This is a genomic window from Streptomyces durocortorensis (assembly GCF_031760065.1).
GTDB lineage: Bacteria > Actinomycetota > Actinomycetes > Streptomycetales > Streptomycetaceae > Streptomyces.
Genome location: NZ_CP134500.1, coordinates 4,309,033 through 4,323,086 on the forward strand (window position 1 = coordinate 4,309,033; position 14,054 = coordinate 4,323,086).

9 protein-coding genes and 4 pseudogenes are annotated in these 14,054 nt (G+C 67.8%); 8 read left to right on the forward strand and 5 right to left on the reverse strand.

The window, feature by feature from the left end:
* Positions 1–53: 53 nt before the first annotated feature.
* The 5 genes and pseudogenes from RI138_RS19205 (at position 54) to RI138_RS19225 (ending at position 5,221) form a co-directional block, all read left to right on the forward strand.
* Positions 54–1,706 (forward strand): annotated as a pseudogene (locus RI138_RS19205) (IS1182 family transposase).
* 500 nt (positions 1,707–2,206) lie between these two features.
* Complete coding sequence (locus RI138_RS19210; RefSeq protein ID WP_311120935.1) at positions 2,207–2,605, forward strand: ATP-binding protein; 399 nt, start codon at positions 2,207–2,209, stop codon at positions 2,603–2,605.
* Positions 2,606–3,159: 554 nt separating this feature from the next.
* Positions 3,160–4,280, forward strand: a pseudogene (locus RI138_RS19215) (adenosylhomocysteinase).
* Positions 4,277–4,624: pseudogene (locus RI138_RS19220) on the forward strand (NUDIX domain-containing protein); the annotation flags it as partial. The pseudogenes RI138_RS19215 and RI138_RS19220, both read left to right, overlap by 4 nt.
* A gap of 123 nt (positions 4,625–4,747) precedes the next feature.
* Positions 4,748–5,221 carry an NUDIX hydrolase gene (locus RI138_RS19225; RefSeq protein ID WP_311122938.1) on the forward strand — a complete coding sequence of 158 codons (474 nt, stop codon included), beginning with the start codon at positions 4,748–4,750 and terminating at the stop codon, positions 5,219–5,221.
* A 6-nt stretch (positions 5,222–5,227) separates the two neighbouring features.
* Here RI138_RS19225 and RI138_RS19230 read toward each other — a convergent pair.
* From RI138_RS19230 to RI138_RS19245, 4 genes and pseudogenes are all read right to left on the reverse strand, one after another.
* Positions 5,228–5,974: pseudogene (locus tag RI138_RS19230) on the reverse strand (transposase family protein).
* Positions 5,975–6,172: 198 nt separating this feature from the next.
* Positions 6,173–7,036 carry a class I SAM-dependent methyltransferase gene (locus RI138_RS19235; protein WP_311120936.1) on the reverse strand — a complete coding sequence of 288 codons (864 nt, stop codon included), beginning with the start codon at positions 7,034–7,036 and terminating at the stop codon, positions 6,173–6,175.
* Complete coding sequence (locus tag RI138_RS19240) at positions 7,033–8,742, reverse strand: CoA transferase (protein ID WP_311120937.1); 1,710 nt, start codon at positions 8,740–8,742, stop codon at positions 7,033–7,035. The genes RI138_RS19235 and RI138_RS19240 overlap by 4 nt, the downstream gene beginning before the upstream one ends.
* 11 nt (positions 8,743–8,753) lie before the next feature.
* Positions 8,754–9,374: a TIGR00645 family protein gene (locus tag RI138_RS19245; RefSeq protein WP_311120938.1), complete on the reverse strand. Its 621-nt coding sequence runs from the start codon at positions 9,372–9,374 to the stop codon at positions 8,754–8,756.
* A 510-nt stretch (positions 9,375–9,884) separates the two neighbouring features.
* On the opposite strand from RI138_RS19245, the gene RI138_RS19250 reads away from it, so the two are divergent.
* The 3 genes from RI138_RS19250 (at position 9,885) to RI138_RS19260 (ending at position 12,379) form a co-directional block, all read left to right on the forward strand.
* On the forward strand, positions 9,885–10,319 hold the full coding sequence (locus RI138_RS19250; RefSeq protein ID WP_311120939.1) for a hypothetical protein: 435 nt from the start codon (positions 9,885–9,887) through the stop codon (positions 10,317–10,319).
* Positions 10,320–10,392: 73 nt separating this feature from the next.
* The gene (locus tag RI138_RS19255; protein WP_311120940.1) at positions 10,393–11,334 is read left to right on the forward strand and encodes an IS256 family transposase; all 942 of its coding nucleotides are present in this window, start codon (positions 10,393–10,395) and stop codon (positions 11,332–11,334) included.
* Between the two features lie 523 nt (positions 11,335–11,857).
* Positions 11,858–12,379 (forward strand): EF-hand domain-containing protein, encoded by a 522-nt coding sequence (locus RI138_RS19260; protein WP_096627683.1) that lies wholly within the window; start codon positions 11,858–11,860, stop codon positions 12,377–12,379.
* A 48-nt stretch (positions 12,380–12,427) separates the two neighbouring features.
* Here RI138_RS19260 and RI138_RS19265 read toward each other — a convergent pair whose 3' ends face one another.
* Complete coding sequence (locus RI138_RS19265) at positions 12,428–13,999, reverse strand: class I adenylate-forming enzyme family protein (RefSeq protein ID WP_311120941.1); 1,572 nt, start codon at positions 13,997–13,999, stop codon at positions 12,428–12,430.
* Positions 14,000–14,054 lie beyond the last annotated feature (55 nt).

Consider the following 14,054-nt stretch of genomic DNA (forward strand, 5'->3'; position numbering starts at 1 on the left):
CAAGACCTGGTTGTGGTCTTGGAGGCCGACGTTGTCGTATGGGGTGGGTGCCGATGTCGATACAGCCGACGGAGCCGGGAGACGTTCCCGCTCCCTGCGGGTGGCGCGGGCTGCCTTCCCGAAGAGGAGTCTGGCAACCCGGATCCGGGACGAGCTGGGGATGCTGTTCCGCGATAAGGAGTTCGCAGACCTGTTCCCCGCGCGCGGTAGGCCTGCGTGGTCGCCGGGTCGGCTCGCCATGGCGTTGGTTTTGCAGTTCGTGGAAGGCCTGACTGACCGGCAGGCCGCGGAGGCAGTGCGGGCGAGAATCGACTTCAAATACGCGCTCGGACTGGATCTGACCGATCCTGGCTTCGACTTCTCGGTGCTGTCGGAGTTCAGGGACCGTCTGGTCGGGGTGGATGCGGGACGTCGGCTACTGGACGGCATCCTGACCGCGGCCCGGGAGAAGGGCTTGCTAGCCAGTGGTGGGAAGGCACGGACCGACTCCAGTCATGTTCTGTCCGCGGCCCGGGAGCTGAGTTGGCTGGAGATGGTTGCGGAGACGTTACGCTCCGCGTTGAACGAGCTGGCCCTGGTCGCCCCCGAGTGGCTGACCGGGGTCGCCGACCCGGACTGGTTCCGGCACTACGCAACCAGGGCCGAGGATTCGAGGTTTCCCAAGGCCCGCTCCAAGCAGGACGAAATCGGCCGACGGATCGGCGCCGACGGCATGCGGCTGCTCCAGGTTGTGACCGCACCGGATGCGCCCGGCTTGCTGAGGTCCTTGCCGCAGGTGGAGATCCTGCGGAAGATTTGGATCCAGCAATTTCACCTGGTCGAGGGCGAAGTGCATCGCAGGGACCCAAAAGACCGCCCACCGGGCACGAAAGGCCTGGTCACCCCGTATGACTCCGAGACTCGCACCGGCTCCAAACGAGACCTGGACTGGGACGGTTACAAGGTCCATCTGACCGAGACGTGCGGCCCTGGGGACCTGCATCTGATCACGAACGTGGCCACCACCGCCGCTGCGATCAATGACGACCGCATGGCTGCGGTGGTCCCTGCCAGTCTGTCCCAGCGGGAGCTTCTACCTGAGGAGCACTGGGTCGACACTGGCTACGCCAACAGTCCTGCCATGGTTGCCGCCCGACGCGACTACGGGGTTGAGCTGCACGGCCCTCTCCAGGCGGTCAACAGCGTGCAGTCCTCGCGGTGATGGTGCTTACGGCCAGGATGCCTTCACCATCGACTGGGACAACGAGCGCGTGACCTGCCCGAATGGTCGCACCAGTAGATCGTGGGCCGTTCACAGCTCACAGCGGCGGATGCCTGTGCTCCGGGTCGGCTTCTCGGTCCTGGACTGCCGCCCCTGCCCGCACAGGCGTGACTGCCTGAGCACACCAACGACGCAGCGACGACAGATCACGCTCCGGCCACGCGCAGAGTACGACACCCTCCGGCAGACTCGTGTTCTCCAGCAGACCGACGAGTGGAAAGAGCGCTACAAGATCCGTGCCGGCGTCGAGGGCACCATTGCTCAAGGCGTCCAACGTTGCGATGTGCGCAGGTCCCGCTATCGCGGCCTGACCAAGACCAGCCTCCAGCACCAACTCACGGGCGCCGCCATCAACCTCGCCCGCATCGACGCCTGGCTCTCCGGTACCAGCCATGCCCGCACGCGCGTCTCACACTTTGCGGCTCTTCAGCAGAGTGAGGGCTGAGCAGTGCTCACGGATTGATGGCCCCAGGACCGCTTACAGCTTTGCCGATGTCGGATGGCCAATTGGGCCTGTATCGGGCAACGAAGTCGGCGAAGTCCTCGCACAGGTACCGCGGGTCAGAGGGCTTCAGCCGTATCTGCTGGTGACCGCTGTGCACCCACCAGACCTCGAACTCGGTCACTGTTCCCTCGACAGGCCAGTCTTCGTTTCGCCGACGAGGCAAGAGCACGACGTCGACGAACCCTCCGACACTGAGACCAATGTCCACGAAGACACCAATCGCCCCCGGCCTGGGCACCCGGACGACAGTGCCCGTGAAGACCTGACCGAAGCGCAGCTCACCTTGAACTCGCTCCCACTCTGCTTCCGTCACCACTTACGCATCCTCGCACCTCAGCACTGGCCTGGACAGGAGAGCCCGGTGCGAGCTTCAACTCACACCGGGCTCAACTTCTGAATTCACCAACAGCTTCCCTGGACGCCGGGACATGAGGCTCACCATGCCCGACCCCACGCAGCAGTACTTCACCGCGAAGCCCGAATCGGTGGGCCAGGCCCGCGACTTCGCCCTGACCACCCTGAACTCCTGGGGGCTGTCCGCCCGCGCCGAGGACATCCGCCTCTGTGTCTCGGAGCTGGCCTCCAACGCCGTCGTCCACGGATCAGCTCCCGGTCACGGCTTCCTGGTCAGGCTCGAACCCGGCGACGACTTCGTACGCCTGGAAGTGCACGACAGCCGCAGCCACCGCCCCGCAGTCCGGCAACCCTCCGGCACTGCCCCGTCGGGCCGGGGCCTGCTGATCGTCGAGGAGTTCTCCGACGGCTGGGGGGTCGAGGACCGTCTGCCGCTCGGCAAGATCGTCTGGTCGCACTTCAAGGCCGGGGAGATGCCGTGCTGACCCGCCCCGCAGCGCCGGCCGCCGCCGCTTCCGGCCCCGGTCCCGGGCTGCTGGTCTCGCTGGGGGCCTGGACCTGGCCGGGCACCGATCCGGCCGGGCAGAGCATCGCGCACATCCTGCTCGCTCATCCGCCCGGCCGCACCAGCCACGACAACGCCGAGGCGACCCAAGTCCCGGATGCGCCACATCGCCGAATCGCTCGGCGGTCTGACCACAGTCGCGAGAGCATCCCGAACCTCCATGGGCGCCTGAAGGTCATCGGAGACCGGGTGCTGCTGAGGTTTCACGGCTCCCGCTATGGCCTGCGGCTGCCGCACCCCCGACCTGGACCGATCTCCTCACCTGCACCGGCCGGGCAGTCGTCCTGATCGGCCTGGACCCGCTGCCGCTGCCGCTGCCGCTGCCGCTGCCGCAGTCCGCCGACGCCGCCCGCGTCGACGCCTACCTGGACGCCACCCCTCGCCGGCGACCGACTTCTGTTCGGCCTCACCCACACCACCTGAACCACCAGCCTCCCCATGCACGGCCCACACTCTCACCGAGAGGGAACTGCCATGGAATCCTTCGAACGCGCCCGGGTGGAGGCCTACTTCGCCAAGATCGCCGCCCAGTTCGCCCCGCCGAGCAGGCCGCGTCGTTCCTGGTCACCCACCTGCTGCCCGAGCGGCCCGGCTTCGTCCGCGCGGTCGCCTCCCTCTCCAGGCTGCGGGCGGTGCTGCCCAAGCCGAAGTCCATCAGCCCGGCCGCCCAGCGCGAGGTCGAGCAGACCTTCCCGGTCGACACCCTCACCCGCGAACTGTTCGCCGAGACCGACACCGCCCTGGACTACTTCGAGTCCCGGGCCGCCGGCGAGCCGGTCGCACTGCTGGACGTCGGCGGCTACTTCGCCCCGACCCTCACCGACCTCCACGGACGCTTCTCCGGCCAGATCGCCGGGGTGATCGAGGACACCGAGAACGGCCACCGCCGTTACGAGGGCCTCGACAAGCTGCCCTGCCCGGTCATCTCGGTCGCCCGCTCGCCGCTGAAGGGCCCCGAGGACTTCCTCGTCGGCCAGTCCGTGGTCTTCTCCACCGAGGCCGTCATGCGCGGACGCGGCGACATCCTGCACGGACGGCCCGCCCTGGTCATCGGCTTCGGCAAACTCGGCTCCAGCATCGCCCGGCTACTGCACGCCAAGGGGGTCCAGGTCACCGTCTTCGACATCGACCCCGTCCGCCGCACCCAGGCCCTCTCCCAGGGCTTCGCCGTCGCCCGCGACCGTGAGAGCGCACTGACCGGGGCCGGGCTGGTGCTCTGCGCGACCGGCGCGGTCTCCCTCCAAGGTGAGGACTTCCCGCACCTTCGCAACGGCGCCTACATCGCCACCGTCACCAGCAGTGAGGACGAACTCGACCTTGCCGGACTGCCGAACGTCTACACGCGCACGATGGTCGGCGACCACGTCACCGGCTACCAGACCACCGGCCATTACTTCTATCTGGCGAACGGCGGCAACGCCGTGAACTTCCTGCACGGCGCCAGCGTTGGGCCGTTCATCTTCCTGGTCCAGGCCGAGATCCTCGCCGGGATCAGGATGCTCACCCGCGGAGACCTCGACCCCGGCATGCACGAGGTCTCCGCGGCCGACCGAGCCGCGATCGCGGCGACCTGGCTCTCCTACTTCAATAGGTGATCGACTTGCCCATCCCTGAATCCCACCTCCGCGCCACCCTGACCGACTACCTCGACGAACACCCCGAGGAGAAGCCCGGCCTCGCACCGGTCCTGGACCTCCTGGACTCCGGCGCCGACCTCACCGTCCGCAGCGAGTTCCGCGGCCACGCGACCGCCGGCGCGATCCTCTCCGGACCGAACGGGCGCATCCTTCACATCCACCACCTCGCCCTGGACAAGTGGCTCCTGCCCGGCGGCCACCTGGAAAGCGTGGACGACACACTGCTGGAGGCGGCCCTGCGGGAGCTCACCGAGGAGACGGGCATTCCCGCCGACGCCGTCACCACGGTGACGCACCAGCCCGACTGGGGAAGAGACAGTGTTCCAACCCTGCGCTATTCGGCAGCCAGCACAGCGGTCTGGAAGGAGCGACGTAGAAGTACTCCCAGTCGGCGGCGGGATAGAGTTCGGGGGGAGGTGCGGGGGATGAGTTTTCGGCTGGCGGCATATGCCGTGTGTATCGAGGGCGGGCGAGTCCTGCTCGCCCGCCACGTGCCGCCGGAGGGCGAGAGTAACTGGACGCTTCCGGGGGGCAGGGTCGAGCACGCGGAGGATCCGTTCGACGCGGTGATCCGGGAGGTCGCTGAGGAGACCGGCTGCGACGCGGTGGTCGAACGCCTGCTGGGCGTTGACTCCAGGGTGATCCCTGCAGCCGAACGTGCCATTCCCGGTGGATCAGAGCATCAGAACGTCGGCATCTTTTATCAGGTTCGCATCACGGGCGGCCAACTCCGGCCGGAACCGAACGGCGAAATCGCCGAGTCAGTCTGGACTCCAGTCCCCCACGTCCCCAGACTGCGCCGGTCATCTCTGGTCGACATCGGCCTCGCACTGGCACACACGCTTCCGGCGAGCGGCCACGTCGCTCCTGTTTCGGTCGGCGGCCTGATCCAGCACTGAGCTTCTTCAGCGTTGCCGCTCCAGAGTGAGGACGGCTTTGGCGATTGACGTCATGCGGTTCGGACTGCATCTGGATCTGCGGAAGATCCGCCAGGACTTCAAGCGGGCGACGCCGCGTTCGACTGGTGCCCGTGCCGCGGCCAGGGCCCGGTTGAGGGTCTTCTCGGTCGGGGTGAGTTCCTGCAGGGGCCTGCGTTTGATGCCCATGGTCAGCCAAGGGCCGCCGCCCTGGTAGGCGAGATCGGCCAGGATGGGGACGCCCTGGCGCTCGCAGATGCGGATGATGCGGTGGAGACGGCGGTGAGGTCATGGGTTCGGCCCGGCAGGGCGGGTGAGAGCCACAGCAGCCCGACCGTCCGGATCGGTGACCACCTGCACGTTCACTCCGTGCCGGCGATGCTTGTGGGAGTAGTCGGCCCGGCCGTCGCCGACCCGGTCGCACTCGGCCAGGGTGCCGTCCAGCAGAACGAAGTCGGGGTCGGCCTCGCGAAGGACTTTCAGCAGGCCGGGCGCTCGTTCGGCGAGCAGGTGGATGACCGCGCTGGTGTAGGCGTGGGCGGTGGACTCGCTGATTCCGAACGCGGCAGCGATCTTCGCCAGGGTGGTGTGTTCGCGCAGGTACACCAGTGCCACTATCGCGCGCTGGGACGGGCGGAGCTTGCAGCGCCGGTCGCCCTCACGGGTGACGATGAGCATGGTGACCCACTCCACGAGTGCGTGAGGCAGGTCGAGTGCGGCAGGATAGATGACCAACGAGGCCCCTGAGCAGCGTGGTTGAGACGTCAGACATCTCGATCAACAGCCCGGGGGCCTCGTCCGTTGCGCTTCACGGCCCGTCACCCGATCGGTGGCCAACTCGAAGTAGCTCACTGGTCCGGCTCGGTGTCCGTGCGGCGTGCTGGTCCGTCGGCGAGATCGGAACCCCGACCGGTGCCCCCGGTCGGGTGTCCATCAGATGCCCGGCCGACTACCCTGCGCCGACGGGGCGGCTTTGACGTACGTTCTGCGGATCGGAGTCACCATACCTTCGAGGTAGTCGACGCGTATCCTCGCCACCCCTGGAGTGTCGGTCTCGTCGTACCGGTGGAACAGCTCGGCCAGTTCGTGCCGGACCTGTCTGCCGGTGTCCGCGTCCACGGCGGCCAGCGTCTGGCGGGCGGGGCCGAAGTTCAGGCAGATGTTCTCGGCCCAGTGCTTCGCGCTGACGGCTTCCACATGGATGTGCCTGGGGCGGGTATAGATCGTCGCGTTGGCCCCGAACAGTTCCGAGAGCCCGTCGGCGGTACCCCACCGCGAAGCCACGTCGGTCCCGTCGTCGACATCCGGGCAGTACGCGTTCAGAAGAGCGAACATGCCCGTGATCACCGAATCGGGATCCCAGTGCGCGAGCACGATCCTGCCGTTGGGCCGGCAGACACGCAGCAGCTCGGCCACCGTCGCGCGCGCGTCCTCCGCGAACATTGCCGCGTAGGCGGAGAGGACCGCGTCGAAGCTCTCGTCGGAGAACGGCAGTCTCTGCATGTCGGCCCGGCGGAAGGTGACGGCCAGCATCTCCGTCTCGGCCCGGCGTGCGGCGACGGCGAGCATTCCGGGGTCCAGATCGATCCCCGTCGTCTTGCACTGGCGGCGCGCCGCGGTCAGGGAGGCGTTCCCCGTGGAGCAACCCACGTCCAGGACCAGCTCATTGGCGCGCAGCTTGGCGAGGTCGCACATGGCTGTGCTGATCGGCATCAGCCGGTTGGCGATGTGCTGGTAGCGGTCGGCCGCCCAGTAGGAGGAGTCCGGAGCCGGAGTCCCACCCGCTATTTCGCTCATGACATCCTCCAGGGGAGTTCGGCCTGGATGCCCCGGTGGAAGCGCAGCCAGTTCGTGTCGGGCGGGTCGCACAGCACCTCTGCCATTGACCGGGCGTGTGTGGCGACCGCACCGGCCTCCGTCAGCTCCTTCTCCCACTCGGCGGCTGGCTTCGAGGCGAGGACCTGGGTGAAGGCCAGGCGGTCGGACGACTCGCTCATGTCCAGGAGTGCGCGCAGCTGCGGGCTGTCGTCCACCGCCAGGTAGCCGTCCTTGGTCGGCAGCGGGTGAAAGAGCGGGCCGCCCCTGACGTACGGGAAGCTCATGAGCAACCGTGCCGCGTGCCGCAGCGATGTTTCGACCAGCCCGCCCTGGCCGCTGTCCTCCCGGTGCAGCAGCGCTGCCAGGACCCCTTCGGCACAGAGCATCCCGCCGAGCGGGTCCAGGAGTGTCATCTGGGAGACCGCCGGGTCCTCTTCCTCCGGCCGCAACGCGCGCGCCATACCCGAAGCGGCCTGGATGGACCAGTCGGTGGCAGTGTGGGGCCACCCCTCCGTGTCGGGCATCCCACCGGATGCCTGTCCGTAGACGAGCGAGGGGTTGACGTGGTGCAGGGTTGTGTAGTCGAGGTGCGTACGCCCGAGCAACCCTGGCGACCAGTTCGTCACGAAGACGTCCGCGTCCGCGATCAGCTCGTGGACTAGGTGGCGGTCGTGAGTGTTCGTCAGGTCGACGTTGAGAGTCGCCTTGCCGCGGTGCAGGGCCCGGAAGGAGACCGAGCACCCGTTGACGACTGGTTCGATCCCGCGGGCCGGATCCCCTGCCGGAGGTTCCAGGCGGATGACCTGTGCCCCCAGCAGGGCGAGGACACGGCCGGCGTACGGGCCCTGGAGGAAGTGAGACGCCTCCACCACTGTCATTCCGTAGAGTGGAAGCCACTTCGGGGAGATCCGCGACTCTCTGTGCGGCATTGCCCGGCGGCGCGTCGGGGACGGGGCATTTACCCAGGGCTCGGTCAGCTGGTCCGCGATGCCGCCGTCCAACTGCATGATGCAGACGCCTTCACGCTCCGCCACGGCCTGGATGTAGGCGAGTGGACGGAGGGCCGCCCGGTGGAGGGACTCCGGTGCCCGGAAACACGCTGTCCACTGCCGGGCCTCGTGGGCCCGCCACGCCCGGCCGACGTCCCTTCGGTCCGCACCGAGGCGCCGCCAGAACGCGTCCCAACGCTCGGGCTTCAGCGTCTCGATCTCGATGAGGTGGCCGTCCTGGGTACGGAACGGTGGTGGCTCACCAGTGCCGTAGGCTTCGACGTCCGTTCCCTCCTCTGCGAGTTCGACGTGGTGGGACTGGCCGAGGAGGACCCCGGCGCCGGGGTTCATCGTCAGCGTGGAGCCACGGGTGGAACCCCTTGCCTGGCCGATGAGGGAGGCATAGATGCCCTGCGCGGCCATGACGGCCGTGTTCACCGAGGCGTAGGGCAGGCCCAGTCGGCGTGGCCCGGCGCCTTCACGCAGGCCGTACATGTGCATCAGCCCGGTGGCCGCCTGGACTGCCGACTCCTGGTCCATACGGAGAGGCGAGCTCCCTGCGATGCGCAGGCGCACGGGCTCCTTGCCGCCGGTGGAGACCAGGGCCTGCCCGGCCACCGCCGGGTCCGCCTGGACGGTCAGGCCGATGTCGGCCAGGTGCTGTTCCCAGCAGTTCTCTATCGCCGTGATCTTCACAGAACTCTCCTTCAGTTCGGGCTGGATGGGGGGTTCGAGGGCGACCTGCGGATGTGGTCGCTGGTTGTCGAGGTGGCGGGGAACGCCTCACGCATGTGGTCTTCGTCGCCCGACTGCGGGTGAGTACCCGCATCGTGAGGGCCCATGGGGCCGGCTATATAGGCCAGGGCCAGCGCGGAGACGATGAAAGCGAGATGGATGATCGTCCCCCACATGAGGTCCTTCGAGGGGGTCTCCCGCATGTTGACGAATTCCTGCAGGAGATGAATGGAGGAGATGCCCACGATCGCGATCGCCAACTTGACCTTCAGGATGTTCGAGTTGACGTGGGACATCCATTCCGGACGGTCCCGGTGGTCATGCAGGATGATGCGTGAGACGAACGTCTCGTACCCGCCGACAATCACCATGATCAGCAGGTTTGCGATCATGACGACGTCGATCAGTTTGAGCACAGACAGCATGATGTAGCTGTCCTCCACGTGCCCTGAGGCGACTCTTTCGATGAGTGTGAGCAGTTCTTGGAAGAACTGATACACATATACGCCTTGGGCGATCACGAGCCCAAGGTAGAGTGGCGCCTGAAGCCAGCGTGTGGCGAACAGGGCGTAACCGAGGGAGTCGCCCGTCATGTAGGTGGCCATCCTCGCTTTACGCATGACGGAACGTCCGCTTGACCGGCGGATCATCTGACTTCTTCCTTTACTCAAAGGGCAGCACGTCGAAGGCGGCCGAGGAGGTGCGGAAGGCATCGAAGGGGCACGCTGCTTGCGCGCTGCACCGTCGGTCGTGCGAAATGTCCCCGGCCCTCTTCCCGTTCTGCGGGGTAGGCCATCGGATGGGACTGGCCCCGTGGCGGGAGTGGGCGCACCAGAGACACGGAGTCCCGAACGCCCTAGAGACCTTCGGACTCGATCAATTAAGACCCCCCACGGCCCGCTTAGTCAATGGCGCGAATTTACCTAACCGAGCTGCAAAGTGCGCTCTCGCTCACTACCATTCACTACGACTTGCTTCTGCACGCTGTATCGGAACGCACCACCGGTCTGTATCCAGGGATGGTATGAACTCTCCACTCTGATGCCGGCCCCTTCTCGCTGGGTGCCTGCCTCCCCGCCAGCAGTTCGGGGAAGGGCCGACCCATGGGCACCTACAGCTACCTCACCGCCGCAGAGCTCCGCCGTCTGAATGCTTCCGTGCACGCCATTCCTGGTACACAGCTCAGACTGAAGGCTGCCGCCGTGCTGCTGTTGGCCGGGATGACCGCGATGGACCTCTGCGCTGCCCAGCGATCCTGGTGTCTGAAGGGCTGCGCCGACTATCCCTCCCAGATTGGGCGCCCGGGCAGCGAGAGCGCGGAGGTCGTGATCCTTACGGACGAGGCCGCCCGGGTCGTCGGCATGTATATGGCCACGCATTCATCGCCGTTCGTCCTGCCGGGCATGGCCCCCCGTACGTTGAAGGCGCTCCTGGCCTCCTGTCAGGCTGCCGCCGCGGTCCGCCACCCCGTCGACCTCGCGACGTTACGCAAATCGGTGCGCCGAGCACTTCGACCTGACCTCACGGTGGGTGGGTGAAGTATCTGGTTTGGGGGTCTCTATGGGGACTGTAAAACGTTCGGTGTAACTCCCGATCATGGAAGATGCATCGATGACCAGCAACAACGTGACCAAGGCCGAGCCCGTCGAGCCGTCTGAGACGTTGCCGTCGAAGTCTGTGGACGACCGGCTGATCGACGAGTTGGTGGGCCGGGCTCAGGCGGAGGGCCTGCAGCTGACCGGCGAGGGCGGGCTGCTCCAGCAGCTGACCAAACGGCTCCTGGAGTCGGCCCTGGAGGGCGAGATCACCGATCACGTCGGCTATGACAAGCACGATCCGGTGGGGAAGAACGGCGGCAACTCCCGCAACGGCACCCGCGCCAAGACCGTTCTGACCGACGTGGGCCTGGTGGAGATAGCCGTGCCCCGCGACCGCGAGGGCTCCTTCGAACCGAAGATCGTCAAGAAGCGCCAGAAGCGTTTGTCCGGCGTCGACGAGATGGTCATCTCACTCGCGGCGAAGGGCCTGACCACCGGCGAGGTCCAGGCCCACCTGGCCGAGGTCTATGGCGCCGACGTGTCGCGCCAGACGATCTCCACGATCACCGGCAAGGTCCTCGAAGGCATGGCCGAATGGCAGAACCGGCCCCTGGACGCCGTCTACCCGGTGGTCTTCATCGACGCCATCCACGTAAAGATCCGCGACGGCGCGGTCGCCAACCGGCCCATCTACGTGGCCCTGGCCGTCACCGTCGAGGGCCGGCGGGACATTCTCGGGCTGTGGGCCGGCGACGGCGGCGAGGGCGCCAAGCACGGGACGCACATCCTCACCGAGATCAAGAACCGCGGTGTGAACGACGTCCTCATGCTCGTCCGCGACGGGCTGAAAGGGCTTCCTGACGCGGTCGAGACCGTCCTTAAGTGCGTCTACATGGCAATCATGTCGCTCGACCCGACCGGCAAGGGCCAGGCCCGGTGGACCATGCGCTGGAGAACCGCTCTGAACGCCTTCGACATCACCTTCGACGGCCGACTCTCCGCAGCACGCCAGTAACCCTCAACAACCCGAGATACACCGCTCGTTTGACAGTCCCCCGCCTGGCGCGACGCCGACACCATCGGCGACCGGACCCTCCGACAGCGCGTCGCCCAAGCCCTGCGCTGACACCCGATCCGGCCGCCCCTGCGCTGCACCCCAAGGCGCGCACAGGGGCGGCCTTCATCGGCCGGCATCGCCTCGGACAAGCGCGCGAAGCCTCCTGGCGGACGGGTGATCCTGGTCGTGGGCCTGTCTGCCAGGGGGCTTCTTCATGCCCACTGCCGGGGTCGTCCGTCCAACCACCCGTCAGGTCGGAGACGGCTCAGTGGCCGCTCAACTGATCAAGCAAGCTCAAGTTGTGCACTTCAACTAACAGGAACAGTGGGTAAGTGGGCGATCACCTGTCGTGGACCAGGCACGGTCTCATCAGCGTCTCCGCCGGTGTCCTGCAAGCCCGGCCACTGGCCGATGCGAGGTTGTCACACAGGAACAGCTTCTCGGTGACACGTGAAGGCCCCGGGCGTCGTACGCTCCCCGCATGGACAGCGCAGAGTACGAGCGAAAGATCGCGCACCGCTTCGCCGCCTTCGACCAGGACGGCAACGGCTACATCGATCGCGCCGATTTCAACGCCGCAGCCGCCCGTCTGCTCACCGAGTTCGGTACGACGGCCCGCTGCGACAAGGGCCAGGCGCTCTACACCGGTGCCGAGGCCTTCTGGCAGGGCATGGCGGGGATCGCCGATGTGGACGGGGACCAGCGGGTCACCCGTGAGGAGTTCGTGGGCGGGGCGGTGAAGCGGCTCCGGGACAATCCGGAAAGGTTCGCGGAGATCGCCCGGCCCTTCCTGCGGGCGGCCATCGCCGTCGCGGACAGCGACAACGGCGGCAGAGCGTCGGTGGCGGCGGTGGAGCGGGCGCTCCGGGTGCTCGGGGCGGGCGACGAGATCGCGGGCATCGCGGCCCAGAGCCTGGACACGGACCGGGACGGGCAGATCGCGGAAAGTGACGTGATGGCGGCGTTCGCCGCGTACTTCACGGTGATCGAGCCGGACGCGTAGGCGTTCCGGGCGTGACGGGGGCGGTGCGCCGCCCCGTCACGCCTCTCCTCACCCGCCGAACCGTTCCCGCAGCCGGTATTTGAGCACCTTGCGCAGCGTCTCGTTGCGGGGCAGCGCGTCGAGCACCTCCAGCTGCTCGGGCAGCTTGTGGACGGAGAGCCCCGCGCCCCGCAGATGGGCGGAGAGTTCGGCGAGCGTCAGGGGCGGGGCGCCGGGCGGCTGTTCGACCACCGCGCAGACCCGTTCGCCGCGCTCCGCGTCCGGGAGCCCGATGACCGCCGCGTCGGCCACGCCCGGGTGGATGTGCAGCAGGTCCTCGATCTCCTTGGCGGAGATGTTCTCGCCCTTGCGGATGATGATGTCCTTGAGCCGCCCGGTGAGCGTGAGGTGCCCGCTCTCCTGGAGCCGCCCCAGGTCCCCGGTGATCAGGAACCCCTCGGCGTCGAAGGCCGCGGCGGAGGCGGCGGCGTCGAGATATCCCCGGCAGACCGCCTCCCCACGCAGCCGCACCTCGCCCTCGCTTCCGTACGGGAGCGGCTTGCCGTGCTCGTCGGCGATCCGGATCTCCATCCCCTCCGGCGGCCGCCCCTCGGTCAGGGCCAGGTTCTCCGGGGTGTCGTCCGGCGCTCCCATGGTGATCATCGGGACCTCGGTCATGCCGTACCCGTGGGTGAGCTGGACGCCCATCTCCCGTACCACCGCGTGGTACACCTCCGGCGGCTTCGGCGCCCCGCCGCCCGCGAGCAGCCGCAGCGACGGGATGAGCGGCCGGTCCGGCGCCTTGCGCTGCTCGGCCAGGAACATCGCGTAGAACGCGGTCGACCCGCCCGCCACGGTCACCCCGTGGCGCCGGTACTCCGCCAGCGCGTCCGGCAGCGCGAACTGCTCGAACATCACCGCCGGGAACCCGTACAGCAGCAGCATCACCGTGTAGTCGGGCCCGGCGACATGCGCGTACGGGAACGCCATCGAGCCCACGTCGTCCGCCGACAGCCTCAGGGCGTGGGCGAGGCAGGAGCCGCCCGCGATCAGGGAACGGTCGGTGTGCAGGACGCCCTTGGGGTCGGAGGTGGTGCCCGAGGTCCAGTAGATCCAGCGGATCTCCTCGCCCGTCTCCGGTCCGGGCGGGGGCGGCAGCACGGCCGGATCGCCGTCGGGGAGGGTGTCGTACGCCTCGAAGACGCGCGGCGGGTCGGCCAGTTCCCCGGCGATCCGCTCGGCCATCGCGGTGTGGTCGAAGCCGCGCCGGACGCCCGGCACGGCGAAGAACGCTGCCCCCGACTCCCTGAGGGCGAACCGCACTTCGCGGTCCCGGTAGAACGGGATGACCGGGGTCTGTACGGCCCCGAGCCGGGTCAGGGCGAAGGAGAGCAGGGCCGTCTCCAGCCGGGTCGGCAGCTGCCAGGCGACCACGCTGCCCGCCCGCACGCCCATCCCGTACAGTCCGGCGGCCACGCGCTCGGCGCGGTCCCGCAGCCCGCCGAAGGTCAGGGACCGGTCCTCCTGGAGCAGGACCGGGCGGTCGGGGGTGAGGGCGGCGCGCGCCTCGATCAGCTCCCAGAAGGTGCGGGACGCGCCCAGCGCGTGGGCGGTCGCGGTCACGTCGTTCACGGCGGTCACAGGGATCCCTCCGGGCTGACGGATAGTCAGATAATGCGGAGAGCGTAGGGCTCCG

Coding starts and splice junctions, on each gene's coding strand:
- RI138_RS19210 (WP_311120935.1), top strand. CDS start 2,207: ATGCCCGACCCCACGCAGCAGTACTTCACCGCGAAGCCCGAATCGGTG.
- RI138_RS19225 (WP_311122938.1), top strand. CDS start 4,748: ATGAGTTTTCGGCTGGCGGCATATGCCGTGTGTATCGAGGGCGGGCGA.
- RI138_RS19235 (WP_311120936.1), bottom strand. CDS start 7,036: ATGAGCGAAATAGCGGGTGGGACTCCGGCTCCGGACTCCTCCTACTGG.
- RI138_RS19245 (WP_311120938.1), bottom strand. CDS start 9,374: ATGACGGGCGACTCCCTCGGTTACGCCCTGTTCGCCACACGCTGGCTT.
- RI138_RS19250 (WP_311120939.1), top strand. CDS start 9,885: ATGGGCACCTACAGCTACCTCACCGCCGCAGAGCTCCGCCGTCTGAAT.
- RI138_RS19255 (WP_311120940.1), top strand. CDS start 10,393: ATGACCAGCAACAACGTGACCAAGGCCGAGCCCGTCGAGCCGTCTGAG.
- RI138_RS19260 (WP_096627683.1), top strand. CDS start 11,858: ATGGACAGCGCAGAGTACGAGCGAAAGATCGCGCACCGCTTCGCCGCC.